This window comes from Clostridium sp. BJN0001, from assembly GCF_022869825.1.
Taxonomy (GTDB): domain Bacteria; phylum Bacillota; class Clostridia; order Clostridiales; family Clostridiaceae; genus Clostridium.
Window position 1 is genome coordinate 2,257,718 of sequence record NZ_CP094971.1, and the last position, 16,902, is coordinate 2,274,619.

At 29.2% G+C, this 16,902-nt stretch carries 16 protein-coding genes; 9 read left to right on the forward strand and 7 right to left on the reverse strand.

The annotated features are described in order from the left end of the window. Positions 1–71 precede the first annotated feature (71 nt). The 3 genes from sdaAA to MTX53_RS11035 form a co-directional block, all read right to left on the reverse strand. Positions 72–956: an L-serine ammonia-lyase, iron-sulfur-dependent, subunit alpha gene (gene sdaAA / locus MTX53_RS11025; protein ID WP_244833833.1), complete on the reverse strand. Its 885-nt coding sequence runs from the start codon at positions 954–956 to the stop codon at positions 72–74. Beyond that, on the reverse strand, positions 956–1,639 hold the full coding sequence (sdaAB, locus tag MTX53_RS11030) for an L-serine ammonia-lyase, iron-sulfur-dependent subunit beta (protein ID WP_244833834.1): 684 nt from the start codon (positions 1,637–1,639) through the stop codon (positions 956–958). The genes sdaAA and sdaAB overlap by 1 nt, the downstream gene beginning before the upstream one ends. A 113-nt stretch (positions 1,640–1,752) precedes the next feature. Continuing rightward, on the reverse strand, positions 1,753–3,393 hold the full coding sequence (locus tag MTX53_RS11035; RefSeq protein ID WP_244833835.1) for a nucleoside kinase: 1,641 nt from the start codon (positions 3,391–3,393) through the stop codon (positions 1,753–1,755). A gap of 123 nt (positions 3,394–3,516) precedes the next feature. Between MTX53_RS11035 and MTX53_RS11040 the strand changes: the two genes are divergently transcribed. From MTX53_RS11040 to MTX53_RS11080, 9 genes are all read left to right on the forward strand, one after another. After that, the gene (locus MTX53_RS11040) at positions 3,517–4,203 is read left to right on the forward strand and encodes a DUF421 domain-containing protein (RefSeq protein WP_244833836.1); all 687 of its coding nucleotides are present in this window, start codon (positions 3,517–3,519) and stop codon (positions 4,201–4,203) included. Further along, positions 4,200–4,580, forward strand: coding sequence for a DUF4363 family protein (locus MTX53_RS11045; RefSeq protein WP_244833837.1), 381 nt, complete (start codon positions 4,200–4,202; stop codon positions 4,578–4,580). Before MTX53_RS11040 ends, MTX53_RS11045 begins: the two co-directional genes overlap by 4 nt. Before the next feature lie 243 nt (positions 4,581–4,823). Next, entirely contained in the window at positions 4,824–6,047 is a 1,224-nt protein-coding gene (locus MTX53_RS11050; protein WP_244833838.1) for an argininosuccinate synthase, read from the forward strand. 32 nt (positions 6,048–6,079) lie between these two features. After that, positions 6,080–7,462 (forward strand): argininosuccinate lyase, encoded by a 1,383-nt coding sequence (argH, locus tag MTX53_RS11055; protein ID WP_244833839.1) that lies wholly within the window; start codon positions 6,080–6,082, stop codon positions 7,460–7,462. A 98-nt stretch (positions 7,463–7,560) separates the two neighbouring features. Beyond that, entirely contained in the window at positions 7,561–8,787 is a 1,227-nt protein-coding gene (gene argJ, locus MTX53_RS11060; RefSeq protein ID WP_244833840.1) for a bifunctional glutamate N-acetyltransferase/amino-acid acetyltransferase ArgJ, read from the forward strand. 40 nt (positions 8,788–8,827) lie between these two features. Then, positions 8,828–9,682, forward strand: coding sequence for an acetylglutamate kinase (gene argB, locus MTX53_RS11065; RefSeq protein ID WP_244835490.1), 855 nt, complete (start codon positions 8,828–8,830; stop codon positions 9,680–9,682). A gap of 19 nt (positions 9,683–9,701) precedes the next feature. Next, on the forward strand, positions 9,702–10,883 hold the full coding sequence (locus MTX53_RS11070; protein ID WP_244833841.1) for an aspartate aminotransferase family protein: 1,182 nt from the start codon (positions 9,702–9,704) through the stop codon (positions 10,881–10,883). A gap of 22 nt (positions 10,884–10,905) precedes the next feature. Then, positions 10,906–11,826, forward strand: a complete 921-nt coding sequence (gene argF / locus MTX53_RS11075; RefSeq protein ID WP_244833842.1) for an ornithine carbamoyltransferase — start codon at positions 10,906–10,908, stop codon at positions 11,824–11,826. A 158-nt stretch (positions 11,827–11,984) separates the two neighbouring features. Beyond that, a complete protein-coding gene (locus MTX53_RS11080) occupies positions 11,985–12,173 on the forward strand; it encodes a hypothetical protein (protein ID WP_244833843.1) in 189 nt (62 codons plus the stop codon). 94 nt (positions 12,174–12,267) lie between these two features. Here the strand turns inward: MTX53_RS11080 and MTX53_RS11085 are convergent, their stop codons facing one another. The 4 genes from MTX53_RS11085 to MTX53_RS11100 all read right to left on the reverse strand — a co-directional run bounded on the left by MTX53_RS11085 (position 12,268) and on the right by MTX53_RS11100 (position 16,862). Then, positions 12,268–12,990, reverse strand: coding sequence for an amino acid ABC transporter ATP-binding protein (locus MTX53_RS11085; RefSeq protein WP_244833844.1), 723 nt, complete (start codon positions 12,988–12,990; stop codon positions 12,268–12,270). Then, positions 12,977–13,729 (reverse strand): amino acid ABC transporter permease, encoded by a 753-nt coding sequence (locus MTX53_RS11090; protein WP_244833845.1) that lies wholly within the window; start codon positions 13,727–13,729, stop codon positions 12,977–12,979. The genes MTX53_RS11085 and MTX53_RS11090 overlap by 14 nt, the downstream gene beginning before the upstream one ends. A 109-nt stretch (positions 13,730–13,838) precedes the next feature. Next, a complete protein-coding gene (locus MTX53_RS11095) occupies positions 13,839–14,666 on the reverse strand; it encodes a transporter substrate-binding domain-containing protein (RefSeq protein ID WP_244833846.1) in 828 nt (275 codons plus the stop codon). 78 nt (positions 14,667–14,744) lie between these two features. Continuing rightward, positions 14,745–16,862 carry a UvrD-helicase domain-containing protein gene (locus MTX53_RS11100; RefSeq protein WP_244833847.1) on the reverse strand — a complete coding sequence of 706 codons (2,118 nt, stop codon included), beginning with the start codon at positions 16,860–16,862 and terminating at the stop codon, positions 14,745–14,747. Positions 16,863–16,902 lie beyond the last annotated feature (40 nt).

The following is a 16,902-nucleotide window of genomic DNA, read 5'->3' on the forward strand; positions in this document are numbered from 1 at the left end:
GAAAATTTTATATAATAATGTAGAAATTATATCATATAATTATTATGTTGTAAAAAGGTTCATATTTTGAACTACTCTTTAATTTTTCCATATACCTTCTCTTTAAGCCTTATTCCTTCTCTAGTTGCAGCAATACCTCCTTCTGCTGTTTCTCTTAGTTCTGATGGAAGACTCTTTCCTACCTTATACATAGCATCTACAGCATCATCAAAAGGTATCTTTGATTCAACTCCTGCCATTACAAGATCAGCCGTACAAAGTGCAGTCACAGCTCCTTGAACATTTCTTTTCGCACATGGTATTTCAACAAGTCCAGCAACAGGATCACATACAAGTCCTAATACATTTTGCAAAATAATAGATGCCGCATCAAAACTCATTTTGACAGTTCCACCCATAAGTTCAACTACTGCAGCAGCTCCCATAGCAGCTGCTGAGCCACATTCTGCTTGGCATCCTCCTTCTGCTCCTGCAAGAGTTGCATTTAAGCCTATTATAATTCCAATACTCCCTGCTGCAAAAAGTCCTTCTATAAGTTTATCATCAGATAAATTAAGTTTTTCTCCTGCTGAGAGAATTACTGCTGGAAGTATTCCACATGAACCAGCTGTAGGACATGCAACTATTCTTCCCATAGATGCATTTACTTCAGATGATGAAATTGCCATAGCCATTGCTTTTACCATAATATCTCCAGTAAGCGATTTTTTATTTTCCTGATATTTTTGAATCTTATATGCATCTCCTCCTATAAGACCACTTACTGAATAGATCTTAGTTTTTCTTCCAATTCCTGCGGCTTCTTTCATTACTTCAAGATTCTTTGCCATTCTTTCAATTACTTTTTCTCGTGGTACATCTTTATCTTTTATTTCTTTTTGTATTGCAAACTCACTTAATGAAATATTTTTTGATATGCAATAATTTAAAAGATCTTCTCCTGTTCTTATTTCCATTATATTTCGTCCTCCTCTACAGGATGTATAAGTATAACTTTTCTTACAGTATCTATCTCTCTTATTTTAGAAATGAGGCTATCTGATATTTTGCTGTCAAGTTCAAGAACCATTGTAGCTCCTTCTCCTTTTTCATAGCGAAACACCTTCATAAACGCTATGTTTATCTCCCTATCGTATAATGCACATGAAACATGATTTATTATTCCAGGTGTATCTTTATGTATTATTATAAGAGTTTCATAATTTCCATTAAAATCAACTTCATTATCATTTACTTCTGTTATTTTTATATTTCCTCCACCAATTGATGAGCCTAATACTTCAACATATTTATCATCACTCGTTCTTATTATAAATTTTACGGTATTAGGATGAATATTTCCTAAATCTGCAGTTTTAAATAAAACTTTTATATTTCTCTTTTTAGCAATTTCAAGAGAATTTCTAAGATTTTCATCACTAGGTTCCATTCCCAAAATTCCTGCAACTAGTGCTTTATCAGTTCCATGTCCTTTGTAAGTTTTAGCAAAAGAACCATGAAGAATAAAAGTAACTTCACGTATATCATTACCTGCTATACTTCTTGCAACTTTTCCAAGCCTTGCTGCACCTGCAGTATGCGAACTTGAAGGTCCTACCATAATAGGACCAATTATATCAAATACTCCAATCTGTTTCATATTTAATCTCCTCTAATTTTAATGCTCTATCAATATATTATTGTAAAAAGAAAGGCTGAAAATATTCAAGAATTACAGCCTTTCTTAAAAATTTTTCTATTTATATTTCTTTATTAGTATTCATAAAAACATGATCCTCCAATAAATTCTCTTAAAAGAGAATTTTCAGGAATATATTTTTCATCAATTTCTTTAAAAAGTTCTAAGAATTCCTTAAGTCTTGAAGCTTCAAGATAAACATCACTATCTTTTGAAATCTTTGAAAGTTCATTTAATGCATATGGTTTTAAAACACTTAATTCATATAAAAGTGTTGAATTAAACATTGCATCTGCTTCCTCTTGATAAATAAATATACTGCTTTTTTCACCACGTTTTATGGAACTCCACATTTTAAGTGTTTCTTCTGCGCCATATCCTCTTGATAGTGAATCACGAACTATTCGTCTAAGCTTTCTTACATCAGTTGTTGAAATCCTATTATGATAATCTATATTAAGCTGTGTAAGTGCTGAAATATAAATCTTAAAGACCTTATCTTTAGGAATTCTTTTAGTAAGCAGTGGATTAAGTCCATGAATTCCTTCAATTATAAGGACACCATTTTGTGGAAGAATCACTTTATTACCAAGCCATTCTTTTTTTCCAAGCTTAAAATTAAATGTAGGTATATTTACTTCTTTTCCTTGAAGTATTTCAGTAAGATCTCTATTAAATAAATTAAGATCGAGTGCATTTATTGTTTCATAATCATAATCGCCATTCTCATCTTTTGGTGTCTCATCTCTATCTAAAAAATAATCATCCATTGATAATGTAATTGGAATAAGTCCATTTACTCTAAGTTGAATGCTGAGTCTTTTGGAAAATGTCGTTTTTCCAGATGATGATGGTCCTGCAATAAAAACAACCTTAGTAGATTTTCTATTTGAAATTTCATCAGCAATATATGCTATCTTCTTTTCATGAAGAGCCTCAGAAACCAGTACAATATTCTGTGTTCTATTATTTTCTATTTTTCTATTTAATGAGCCTACAGTTTCTATTCCAAGTATATTAAGCCACTTTTCTGTTTCTCTAAAAATATTAGTAAGACTTTTCTGTTCTTTAAAATCAGAAAGAGTATCTAAATTATATTTAGAAGGTCTTCTTAAAATAAACCCTCCTTCATAATACATTAGATCAAATGTCTTAATAAAACCTGTACTATATGCTAAAAATCCATAAAAATAACCATATCTTCCATCTAGCTCATATAAATTAATCTCTTTTAAATCTAAATGTTCTAAAAGACTAACTTTATCATCCATATCTATTTTTTCAAAATATTTAATTGCATATTCTTTAGAGACTGTTTTCTTATTTATTACTATACTTTGATTAATTAATTTGCACATTCTGTTTTTTATTTTTAAAATTTCTTCTTCTGTTAAAGGGCTCTCTTTTCTTATCTCTCCAAAAAGTCCTTTGCTTATTGAATGTTCTATTTTAACTTTAGAATTTGGAAATATATCTAAAGCAGCTTTTACAAAAATAAATTGGAGGGTACGCACATATATCTTCATTCCAAAATCCATTGTAAATGGTATTAGATAAACTTCTCCCTCTTCCTCTATCCTATCGCCTAAACTATGATAGACATCGTTAAGCTTACATACAGCAATATTCCTTTCATTTATTTTATCATTTTTTTTGAGTAACTCATAAAAAGTGATTCCTTTTTCAGCTTTTATCACATTTAACTCATTTTTCATTATATTTTTTTCTCCTCTGACACTATATAACTATATTATATCCATTTTTACATTAAATTTATAACTATTTTTTTGCATATTTAATATTTATTTAGGAAATATTATCTCAGAGAGGTGTATATTATGTTAATAGTATTTATAAGAACAACAATTTTATATATTCTAGTTATATGCATTATACGACTAATGGGAAAACGTCAAATTGGAGAACTCCAACCATATGAACTTGTCGTTTCAATAATGATTTCAGATCTTGCAGCTCTTCCTATGCAAGATACAAGGCTTCCTCTTATACTTGGTATAATTCCAATAATTACATTACTTTTTTTAAAAACTATTTTAACTCAGACTCAGGTAAAATTTCAATCGTCAAGAAATTTTATTGATGGGGAACCATGTATTCTTATATTTCGTGGAAAAATAAATTATTCAGCACTAAAAAAACAGCAAATGGATTTGGATGAATTATTAGAACAACTTAGAATAGAAAAAATATTCAATCTTGAAGATGTCCAATATGCAATACTAGAAAATAGTGGAAAGCTTTCAATTTTACCTATCAATTATAATATGCAAAATTCGAAAAGTCCAAATCCTCCAGAACCAATACTTCCAAAAATTCTTGTAGAAGACGGTAAGATAAATAAAACATCTTTAACATCTATCGGTAAAAGTGAAAACTGGATTATAGAAACACTAAAAAAGCATAATATAAATTCAATACCAGATGTATTAATCGCTATGTATGATACCTCAGGAAAATTTCAATATCAGCTTTATGAAGATTATGGAAAGGAATGTAAGAAATGAAAAACGCTATTATATCAGTAGTAATTTTTTGGCTAATGTTTTTTTCAGTTCTCTATTTTTCAAAATCAATGGTTTCTTTTTGTAATGTTGTAGAAATTAAATCAGAAGAAATAGAATCTACATTATCAGATCAAGATATGAAAAAAGCATATAATCAAACACTTGAACTCATAGACATAATAAATGATAAAAAATTTTTAGCTTCTATATATCTAAACCATATAGATTACGATGCTATATCTAATGAAGCTGTAAAATTATCAGTTTATGTAAAATGTAATGATAGAAGTGAATCAACAGCTTCTCTTCATTTTATAAAACAAAATATAGATAATATAAAAAATCTTCAAATCCCTACTTTAAAAAATATACTTTAAAATATGTATATTTTATGCATACTTAAAATTTATAATTGAATATATTTCCTTAATTATACAGTCAAAAGTAATTTATTTTTAAATTTTTACTCATAATATTGCTTTTAAAAATATATATATTGTGTATTTTTAGCATTTTACATAAATAAATAGATATTTTTTTATTTTTTTCTATTGATTATTTATTCATTTAATTGTATAATTATAAACAAATGAAGAACATATTTTAAGGGGGACTTATTAATGGAAAAATTTAAAAAAGTTGTTTTAGCTTATTCAGGTGGACTTGATACATCAATCATAATTCCATGGTTAAAGGAAACTTACGGATGTGAAGTAATTGCCGTATGTGGAAATGTTGGACAAAAAGATGAATTAGATGGACTTGAAGAAAAAGCAATAAAAACTGGTGCGTCAAAACTTTATATTGAAGATTTAACTAAAGAATTTGTAGAAGATTATATCTTCCCTACAATTCAAGCTGGTGCAATATACGAAGGCAAATACCTTTTAGGTACTTCTTTTGCAAGACCTTTGATCGGAAAAAGACTTGTTGAAATTGCTCATAAAGAAGGAGCAGATGCTATATGTCACGGTTGTACTGGTAAAGGAAATGATCAAGTAAGATTTGAAATGGCTGTTAAAGCATTTGATCCTTGCATGAAGATAATTGCTCCATGGAGATTATGGGATATTAAATCAAGAGAAGAAGAAATAGCTTATGCTGAATCTCATAAAGTTCCTATAAGAATTTCTTATGAAACAAACTACAGTAAAGACAAAAATATCTGGCATTTAAGTCATGAAGGTTTAGATCTTGAAGAACCAGAAAATGAACCAAAATATGATGAAATATTAGAGCTTTGCAAAACTATTGAAGCTGCTCCTGATAAACCATCATATATCACATTAACTTTTGATAAAGGTAATGCTGTTAAATTAAACGGAAAAGAAATGTCTCCTGTAGACCTTCTTGAAGAATTAAACAAATTAGGTGGAGAAAATGGTATCGGAATTACCGATATGGTTGAAAACAGATTAGTCGGAATGAAATCAAGAGGTGTTTATGAAACTCCTGGTGGAACAATTCTTTATAAAGCTCATAAAGATTTAGAAGAATTATGTCTTGATAAAGAAACTTCTCATTATAAAGAACAAATTTCTTTAAAATTTGCTGATATAGTATATAACGGTCAGTGGTTCTCTCCTCTTAGAGAAGCATTATCAGAATTTGTAAAGAAAACTCAAGAAACTGTAACAGGAGAAATTAAATTAAAATTATATAAAGGTAATATCGTAAATGCAGGAATGACTTCTCCATATTCTTTATATAACGAAGAGTATGCAACTTTTGGAGAAGATGCTGTTTACAATCAGAAAGATGCTGCTGGATTTATTACTCTATTTGGTCTTCCTACAGTAGTAAGATCAAAAATGGAAGCTAATCTAAAAAAGCAGGGAAAATAGAAACAACTTATATTATTTTGAGGTGATAGATTATGAAACTATGGGGCGGACGTTTCCAAAAAGGTCTTAGTAAACAGGCAGATGATTTCAATTCTTCAATAAGATTTGATAAACGTCTATATAAAGAAGATATTGAAGGCAGTATTGCACATGCTTCAATGCTTGGAAAACAAAACATTATTCCAAAAGAAGATAGTAAAAAAATAATAGATGGTCTTGATGAAATCAAAAAAAGAATTATAAGCGGGGCAATTGAGATAGATGATACATCAGAAGATATTCATAGTTTTGTTGAAGGAACATTAACTTATTATATAGGGGAAGATGGTAAAAGACTTCATACAGGAAGAAGCCGTAATGACCAAGTTGCTCTTGATTTGAAACTTTATCTAAAAAAAGCTGTTATTTCAATAAAAAATGATATATTACAATTAGAACAAGTCCTCTTAGATAAAGCAAATGAAAATATTGATACAATAATGCCTGGTTATACACATATGCAAAAGGCTCAGCCAATTACTCTTGCGCATCACATCTTAGCATACTCAGAAATGTTTAAAAGAGATGTAACAAGACTTCTTGACTGCTATGAAAGAATGGATACAATGCCTCTTGGTGCAGGAGCACTAGCTACAACAACATATCCTCTTGACAGAGAATATGTTGCTAAAAAGCTTGGTTTTTCAAAAGTCACTTTAAACAGTCTTGATTCAGTATCAGATAGAGATCATGCAATCGAAGCATTATCATGTTTCTCTATGATAATGATGCATCTTTCAAGATTCTCTGAAGAAATTATTCTTTGGTGTACAAATGAATTTAAGTTTATTGAAATGGACGATCAATATAGTACAGGAAGCAGTATCATGCCTCAGAAAAAAAATCCTGATGTAGCTGAACTTGTTCGTGGAAAAACTGGAAGAGTTTATGGGGATTTAATGACTCTTTTAACAGTAATGAAAGGTATACCACTTGCCTACAATAAAGATATGCAGGAAGATAAAGAAACACTTTTCGATGGAATAGATACTGTAAAGCTTGCTCTTGAAACATTTACTGGAATGGTAAAAACAATGAGAGTTAGAAAAGATAATATGAGAAAAGGTGCTTCTCTTGGTTTCACAAATGCAACAGATGTTGCTGATTATCTTGTTAAAAAAGGAATGCCTTTTAGAGATGCACATGGTGTTGTAGGTGCTATAGTTCTCGAATGTATAAAACAAAATAAAGCTATTGATGATTTATCTTTAGATGAGCTTAAAAAATTCTCTAATTTATTTGAAGAAGACATTTATAAAGCAATTGACCTTGTTACATGCGTAGAAGAACGTACAGTCATTGGTGGTCCTTCTTCAAAATCTGTAAAATTGCAGATACATGAACTTGAAAAATTCATAAAAAAATATAACGATTAGCAATTAGTTATTAAAATATTTTTTGGGGGCTGGTGCACTAAAAAATTAGTGTCAGCTCATTTTTTAATTAAATTTATTATTAAGGGGGCTTCTTATATATGAAATTTAAATTTATTGAAAACGGGGTTACTGCTCCAAATGGTTTTAAAGCATCTGGAACAAACTGTGGTTTCAAATCAGATTCTTCTAAAAATGATCTTGCTTTAATTTATTCAGAAGTTAAAGCTAATTGTGCTGGTATGTTTACAAAAAACAGTATAAAAGGTGCTCATATCTATGTGTCAAAAAAACATCTTAAAGATGACAAAGCTCAAGCTGTCATAATAAATAGCGGAAATGCAAATACATGCAATAACATTGATGGAATAAATAAAGCTGAAGAAATGACAAAACTTGTTGCAGAAAATCTTAATCTTAATCAAAATGATGTTCTTGTAGCATCAACTGGAGTTATCGGAGTTCCTTTAAACATTCAAAATGTACGAAATGGAGTTCCTTCTCTAATTAAGAATCTATCATATGATGGTTCAGATGCTGCAGCTAGAGGCATAATGACAACTGATACGTATAAAAAAGAATTTGCAGTATCATTTACTCTAAAAGATGGAACACCTGTAAAAATTGGTTCAATAACTAAGGGTTCTGGAATGATAGAACCTAATATGGGTACTATGCTTTCTTTTATAACTACAGATTTAAAAATTTCTAAAAATCTTTTAAAAGATGCACTAAAAAAAGTAGTTAAATATACATACAACCGAGTAAGTGTTGATGGTGATACAAGTACAAATGATACAGTATTCATTTTTGCTAATGGAATGGCTAATAATACTGAGATAAGCGAAATGAATGATGACTTTAATTTATTTGTAGATGTTTTAAAAAGTTTATGTACAAAAATAGCTAAAAACATTGCTAAAGATGGAGAAGGTGCAACTAAGCTTATAGAATGTCAAATTCTTAATGCTCCATCTGATGATGATGCACTTATTTTAGCTAAAAGCGTAATAAATTCAAGTCTTGTTAAGACTGCTATATTTGGTGCAGATGCTAATTGGGGAAGAGTTTTATGTGCTCTTGGATATACAGATATTAGTTTTGATCCAGAAAAAGTCGATGTATTTTTTGAAAGTAAAAAGGGTTCTATACAATTATGTAAAAATGGGGGGTCTATTCCATTTAGTGAAGAAAAAGCAAAAGAAATACTTCTTGAAGATGAAATAGTAATAAAAGTGGATTTAAAATGCAAAAATGGTAATGCTATTTCATGGGGATGTGATTTGAGCTATGAATACGTAAAAATAAATGGAGATTATAGAAGTTAATCTATTTTGGTTATTTTAGGGGGAAATATCAACTATGGTTATTGATAATGAAAAAAAGGCGGCAATTTTAGTTCAGGCACTTCCATACATACAACAATATTACGGTAAAACAATTGTTGTAAAGTATGGTGGAAATGCCATGATAAGCGAAAAATTAAGAGAAACTGTTATAAACGATATAATTTTAATGAAATGCGTAGGTATTCAACCAGTGGTTGTTCATGGGGGCGGTCCTGACATTTCAAATTTTTTAAACAAAATAGGACATGATAGCAAATTTATTGATGGACTTCGTTATACAGACAAAACAACAATGGAAGTTGTTCAGATGGTTTTAGGAGGAAAAGTAAATAAGAATCTTGTATCACTTATTCAAAAATTTGGCGGTAAAGCTGTAGGATTATGTGGTATGGATGGTTCTCTTATAAAAGCTAAGAAAATAAAAAAAGACAAAGATTTAGGATACGTTGGAGAAATTACTGATATAAATACTGATATATTAAAAATGGCTATAAACTCTGGATATATTCCAGTTGTAGGAAGCGTTGCTCTTGGAGAAGATGATAATACATCTTATAATATAAACGCTGATACATGTGCAGCCAAAATTGCATCTGCTCTTAAAGCAGAAAATCTAATTCTTCTTACAGATGTTCCAGGCGTCATGAAAGATCCATCTGATACTTCTTCTCTTATTTCATCTCTTCGATTATTTGAAGTACCAAAACTTACAGCCAAAGGAGTTATAAAAGGTGGTATGATTCCAAAAATCGAATGTTGCGTTGAATCTGTCAGAATGGGTGTTAAAAAAGCAACTATACTTGATGGACGTGTTCCACATTCTCTCCTTCTTGAACTCTTTTCAAATGAAGGAATCGGAACTATGATTTATTAATATTTTAGGAGGCAGAAATATGAATTATGATTTTAATGAAGCAAAAACTCATCTAATGGATACTTATGGTCGTCTTGATCCTGTAATAGTAAAAGGTGAAGGTGTTTATTTATACGATAAAGAAGGAAAAGAATATATTGATTTTACAAGTGGAATAGGTGTAAGCTGTCTTGGATATGGAAATAAAAAATGGCTTGACGCAGTTTCTATGCAGCTTAACACACTTGTACATTCATCTAATATATTTTTAAATGATCCAAGTGTAAAACTTGCTAAAGAATTAACAGAAAAAGCTCATATGAGCCGAGTTTTCTTTGGTAATTCAGGTGCAGAAGCTAATGAAGGTGCTATAAAACTTGCAAGAAAATATAGTTTTGATAAATACGGAAAAGGAAGATCAAAAATTTTAACTCTTGTTCAATCCTTTCATGGAAGAACTATCACTACATTACAAGCTACAGGACAAGATAAATTTCATAAATTTTTCTATCCTTTTACAGAGGGTTTTGATTATGTAAAAGCTAATGATACTAATGATTTTAAATCAAAACTTACAAGCGATGTCTGTGCAATAATGCTTGAAGCAATACAGGGTGAAGGCGGAGTCATTCCTCTTGATAAAAATTTTGTTCAAAAAGTATGCAGCATCGCTAAAGAAAAAGATATACTTGTAATCTTTGATGAAGTTCAATGTGGAATTGCAAGAACAGGAAAACTTTTTGCATATGAGCATTTTGATGTAAAACCTGATATTGTAACAACTGCAAAAGCATTAGGTGCTGGTCTTCCTATTGGAGGATTCTTATGCAACGATAAACTAAAAAATGTACTAAAAAAAGGAGATCACGCTTCTACGTTTGGTGCAAATCCAGTTATATGTGCTGGAGCTTTAGTAGTTTTAGATACTCTTTGCAATGACAAATCTTATACTGAGATTTCTAAAAAAGGAGATTTAATTAAAGATATTTTATCTAATTCTAACAATGATAAAATACTTGATATAAGAGGAAAAGGTCTAATGGTTGGTATAAAAACATCTTTAGACATAGCAAAAATTCAGAAAGAATGCCTAAAAAATGGTCTTTTAATTCTTACTGCTGGAAAAGATGTATTAAGACTTCTCCCTCCTCTTGTTATAAGTGATGAGGAAATTAAAAAAGGACTTAATATATTACTTGATGTTTTGCAAAAAATGAATTAATTATACTTTTGGGGGGTATATGATGAAAAAAGACTTACTTAAAATGGATGATTTATCAAAAGATGAAATACTTGATATTTTAAATCTTGCAGATCAACTTAAATATGAAAAAAAACACGGAATAGAACATCCTCTTTTAAAAGGAAAAAGTCTTGCTATGATTTTTACAAAATCTTCAACAAGAACAAGAGTATCATTTGAAACAGGAATGTTTGAATTAGGCGGCAATGCTCTATTTTTAACTGACAGAGATCTTCAAATAGGACGTGGTGAACCTGTTGAAGATACAGCACGAGTATTATCAAGATTTGTTCAAGGAATGGTTGTTAGAACTTATTCTCAAAAGCATATAGAAACACTTGCAAAGTACTCAACTGTTCCTGTAATAAATGGTCTTACAGATTTAGAACATCCTTGTCAGGTTCTAGCTGACTTAATGACAATACGTGAGAAGAAGAATATCCTTGAAGGTCTTAAAGTTGCATTTATAGGAGATACTTTTAATATGGCACATTCACTCACTATTGGATGCTTAAAAGTGGGAATGAATTTTTCAATTGCATCACCTGAAAAATATACAATGTCAGATGAATATTTAAATAAAGCAAAAGAAATAGCTGAATCTGAAAATGTTATTTTTACTCCTACTACATCTCCAATTGAAGCTATAAATGATGCTGACGTTGTCATTACAGATGCATGGATTAGTATGGGAAAAGAAGAAAATTCAGATGCTAAAAAAATCGATTTTAAAGGTTATCAAGTAAATGATGAATTACTTAAATACGCTAAAAAAGATGCTATAGTTCTTCATTGTCTTCCAGCACATAGAGGAGAAGAAATTACAGCAGAAGTTTTAGAAAATAATGCTGATACAATTTTCGAAGAATCAGAAAACAGACTTCATGCACAGAAAGCAGTTCTTGTTAAACTTATGAAATAATATAATATTAAAATAAAAAAGCTGTTGCTTTAATTTATACAAATTTAAAAGCAATAGCTTTTTTGCTGCTATAAAATATCTATTTATTATAATTTTTTATTACAAGCATAATTTTTACGAATACTGATAACAATAAAATGAAGTGAGGTGTATATGACATGAAAGATAATAATAAAAATTCTAACATTTATCTTCCTAAAGAAAGAACTGATTACAATACTCCAGATACAGAATTTGAAAATAAAACTAACTTAAAGCATGAAAATCCAGCATCTGATAAGATTGTAGTAAATAACATAGCTTGTCCTGAATTTGACTATACTGAAGACATGACAGATGATGAGTAATCTTACTTTATGGTTTTATCTTTTATAAAATAAAATTACTTAATAAAACAAAATGGAACCTATAAAATACTCTTTTTATAGGTTCCATTTTAAATTATAGAACTTTAGATAAGAAATCTATTGTTCTTGGATTTTTAGGATGTTTGAAAACTTCTTCAGGTGTTCCTTCTTCTAATATTTTTCCCTGATCTACAAATAATATTCTATCTCCTACTTCTCTTGCAAATCCCATTTCATGAGTAACAACTATCATTGTCATTCCTTCCTTTGCAAGATCTTTCATAACATTTAGTACTTCTCCTACCATTTCAGGATCAAGTGCAGATGTAGGTTCATCAAAAAGCATAACATCTGGCTCCATAGCTAATGCTCTTGCTATAGCTATTCTCTGTTTTTGACCTCCTGATAATGATGCTGGATAAGCATCTATCTTATCTATAAGACCAACTTTATTTAAAAGTTCTTCAGCTTTCTTTTTTGCATCATTTTTTGAAATTCTTTTTACTTTTATAGGTGCTAAACAGATATTTTCACATACTGTTTTATGTGGAAATAAATTAAACTGCTGAAACACCATTCCCATCTTTTCTCTCATTTTATCTATATTAGTTTCTTTTGATGTTATATCTTTTCCCTCAAATGTAATTGTACCCGATGTTGGTATCTCTAATAAATTTAAACACCTTAAAAGTGTACTTTTACCCGATCCAGAAGGTCCTATTATAACAACAACCTCACCTTTTTTTATCTCTTCATCAATTCCTTTTAAAATCTCTGCCTTGCCAAAACTTTTATGAAGATCTTTAACGCATATCACTTGCTTTAAGCCTCCTCTCTACTGTACCTAATACTCTTGTAAGTGTAAATGTAATTATAAAGTAAATAATTGCTGCAACTATAACTGGTTCTAATCCTAATGCAATGCTTCCTCTTACAGTATTAGCATTGTACATAAGTTCTGCAACTCCTATTACGCAGACCATTGAAGAATCTTTTATTATTGCAATAAATTCATTTACAAGTGCAGGAAGTATATTCTTAAACGCTTGAGGGATTACTATATAAAACATAGCTATTCTTGAATTCATTCCAAGACTTCTTGCTGCTTCCATCTGTCCCTTATCTACTGCTTCAATTCCTGCTCTTATTATTTCAGAAACGTATGCTGCAGAATTTAAAAATAATGCAATTGCAGCTACAACCATATCAGGGAAATCTATTCCAAGCACTTTAGGTACTCCTATGTATATGATATATATCTGAACTAAAAGAGGAGTTCCTCTTACGAATTCAACATAGGCTGACGCTATAAATTTTATTGGATTTCCATCAACTAATTTAATCATAAATCTTGAAAATACATTTTTTCCATTTTCAAATTTTATATTTAATTTATCCAAAACAAACCTTATTGGTTTTACATTGCTTCGTCTTAATAATGTTAAAAACAATCCAAGAATTGTTCCTATGAAAACTGCAAAAAACGACAATATTATTGTATTAAGTGCACCTTTAAGAAAATACATATAGTACTTTTCTAAAAACGAGAAATTCAAAACTCTACCTCCAATATTTTAATAAATCTACTTTAAAGTAATAGTTGCCAATTAAAAAGTTAATTAACTTCTAATTGGCAACTATTTTTTATAGATTTTTTATTATATTCTAATCTATTAATTTAGCCATTTCAGATGCAAATTCATCTATTTTTTTGTCATCTTGTAATCTCTTTATTGTGCCGTTGACCTGCTTTACAAGTTCTGGAGAATCTTTTGGCATTGCAATTGCATATCCACCATCTTCATCTTCAAATTCTATTGGAGCAACTGCTAAATCATCATTTTGACTTGCATTAAATTCAGCAATTGGTACTTCTAATAAGATAGCATCAATTTTCTTATTCTTTAAGTCAAGTATTAAATCAGTAACTTTTGTTAATGACTTTATATTTTCTGCATCAAATTTTGATTTAGCTAAATCTTCCTGAACAGATCCTTTTTGAGCACCAACTTTTAAACCTTTTAGATCATCTTCAGTTTTGATTTTTCCTTCATCTTCTTTTCTTACTATATATGTTTGTTTAACATTATAGTATATATCTGAAAAATCAGCGTTTTCTTTTCTCTCAGGCTTTGGTGTCATTCCTGAGAATATCATATCAACTTTGTTTCCCTGAAGTGCAATAAGAAGACCATCAAAATCCATATCTTTTACTTCAAGCTCTACACCTAAATCTTTAGCAACTTCATTTGCAATGCTAATATCTATTCCAATAATTTGATCTTCACCATTACTATTTGAATGAAATTCATATGGTGGAAAATCTGCACTTGTTCCAACTACAAGCTTTCCTTTTTCCTTTATTTGTTCAAGTTTTGATTTCGAATCAGATGAACCAGTCGAAGATGCATTATTTCCACAACCAACCATCGAAATAGAAAGTACTGCAACTGCTGCTAAACCTATAATTCTTTTTAATATTTTATTTTTCATATGCTTCCCCCTAATATTTAATTGCTATTTTAGTTTAATTATACACATAATTATTCATTTTTTCAAGCACTAATTATTCTATTTCAAATTAAGCACTGCTAGTCTATGTAATGCTCTAGTACACATTATGTACTTTACAAGAGGATTTATATTTTCTTTATTATCTTGTATAATTATAACTGCATCAAATTCAAGTCCCTTAGCAAGATATGCAGGAATCAATACTTTTCCTCCCTTATAAATAAGATCTTCATTATCAAGTTTCTGTATTGCTGTTCCTTCTTTAATTTCTTCTGAATATTTATATAACATTGCTTTATTGCTAAAAATTACAGCTATATTTGAAAGTCCATCTTCTTCATAATCTTCAATAATATACTGAAGAGTAGTCAGCATTTCTTCTTTTGATAAATCATTTTCTTCAATAACTTTACCTCCATGTCTTACAAGAGGCACTATCTTATTTTCAGTTAATGACTTATTTGCATATTCCATTATTTCTTGAGTAGATCTATAACTCTTCTTTAGATAAAATTCAGCTATATTATAATTATCTTCTTTTTTAAATATTCTTCCTAAATGTGTCATTGCTGTATCTTCACCATTTAGTGCAAGCCTCTGATTTGAATCTCCTACTATTGTATAGCTTTTACATCCTGTTATCTCTTTTATTATTTCAAATTGAATAAAAGTATAATCTTGTGCTTCATCAATTACAATATGCTTTATTTCTCTCTTTAATTTAGGTTTACATAATTTAACTTCAAGATATAACATTCCAACTAAATCCATATAAGTAATTTTATTATTATTTACATACTTTTTATAAATTTCTTTAACATCTTCATGTTTAAGCCACAAGTCTAAATTTTTTCTAGCTTCAATTACTTTTCTTATAATCTCTTTTATCTTTATTTTCTTTTTAAATAAAATATTATTAATCTGTTCATTCTTTTCTTCTTCTGAAAGATTTTTTATTTTTATATCTATTTCCTTTAAAAGTTTATAATATAGTTCATCTCTCTTATTTTTTATTTTTGATGTTAAAATTCTTCTTATTTTTTCGCTTCTTCTAAATAAAGGCATATTCTTATAATATCCACAGAACATTTCGTTAATTTCATCTTTACTTACTATCATTTCACCATCAAATAAAACATCATTTATTGAAAAATAATTTTTATTTAATTCTTCTATTACATCGTTTAATTTATCATAATATTTTGAAGAACTCTTATACCTATAATCAATAAGACTTTCCTCATCACCATCCATAACCTTTTCCATATATGTACTATATTTTTCTATACTAGAATCATCTGTTATTTTTACGATATTTTTTGCAAAATTTTCAAATGTAGTTTCAGCAATATTACTTTCTCCAAGTGAAGGTAAAACCTGTGCAATATAGTCCATAAATATATCATTAGGTCCAAATATAAGAACTTTATCTCCAAGCTGTTTTCTAAAATTATATAAAAGATATGAAACCCTATGAAGCGCAATAGTTGTTTTTCCAGAACCAGCAACTCCATTGACTACAATAACTTTATTCTTATCTTGTCTTATTATTTCATCCTGTTCCTTTTGTATTGTCATTACAATATCTTTTAATTTATCAGATGAGTGTTCAGTAAGAACCATCTGAAGTATCTCATCTTTTACATCAAGTTCTGAATCAAATACTCCTTTAAGTTCACCCTTTTTTATAACAATCTGTTTTCTTTCTTTTATATCAGCATTTTCTTCCCCATTTGGTACAGTATATTTAACATTTCCAAGGACTCCTTTATAAAATAAAGCAGCAATTGGAGCTCTCCAATCTACTATTACAGGTTCAAAACTATCTTCAAGAGTTAAGCCATATTTTCCTATATAAAAACTAAAAATTTGATCATCATCATCTAAGCAAACTATTTTACCAAAATATGGGCACTCTTTTAGTTTTGTAAGTTCAATAAGTCTTTTATCTATTGTTTTATATGATTCCTCTTTCACATATTCTTCATGGTCAAAATATTTCGAAACTTCTTCATCATCAGTTTTATGTTCTTCAAGATACTGTTGTCTTGCTTCTAATATTCCTTTAGTAACATTCTTTCTTCTTTCTAAATAATCTGCTATCTCACATTTTATTATATTTGAAACTTCTATAAATTTATTTTCTTCTGTTATGAATTCTATCGTTTTATTCAAAAGGCACAGCTCCCTTATTTGTTTTAATTATAAAGAATAC

Coding starts and splice junctions, on each gene's coding strand:
- MTX53_RS11040 (WP_244833836.1), top strand. CDS start 3,517: ATGTTAATAGTATTTATAAGAACAACAATTTTATATATTCTAGTTATA.
- sdaAB (WP_244833834.1), bottom strand. CDS start 1,639: ATGAAACAGATTGGAGTATTTGATATAATTGGTCCTATTATGGTAGGA.
- MTX53_RS11080 (WP_244833843.1), top strand. CDS start 11,985: ATGAAAGATAATAATAAAAATTCTAACATTTATCTTCCTAAAGAAAGA.
- argJ (WP_244833840.1), top strand. CDS start 7,561: ATGAAATTTAAATTTATTGAAAACGGGGTTACTGCTCCAAATGGTTTT.
- sdaAA (WP_244833833.1), bottom strand. CDS start 956: ATGGAAATAAGAACAGGAGAAGATCTTTTAAATTATTGCATATCAAAA.
- argF (WP_244833842.1), top strand. CDS start 10,906: ATGAAAAAAGACTTACTTAAAATGGATGATTTATCAAAAGATGAAATA.
- MTX53_RS11045 (WP_244833837.1), top strand. CDS start 4,200: ATGAAAAACGCTATTATATCAGTAGTAATTTTTTGGCTAATGTTTTTT.
- MTX53_RS11035 (WP_244833835.1), bottom strand. CDS start 3,393: ATGAAAAATGAGTTAAATGTGATAAAAGCTGAAAAAGGAATCACTTTT.
- argH (WP_244833839.1), top strand. CDS start 6,080: ATGAAACTATGGGGCGGACGTTTCCAAAAAGGTCTTAGTAAACAGGCA.
- MTX53_RS11070 (WP_244833841.1), top strand. CDS start 9,702: ATGAATTATGATTTTAATGAAGCAAAAACTCATCTAATGGATACTTAT.
- MTX53_RS11095 (WP_244833846.1), bottom strand. CDS start 14,666: ATGAAAAATAAAATATTAAAAAGAATTATAGGTTTAGCAGCAGTTGCA.
- MTX53_RS11050 (WP_244833838.1), top strand. CDS start 4,824: ATGGAAAAATTTAAAAAAGTTGTTTTAGCTTATTCAGGTGGACTTGAT.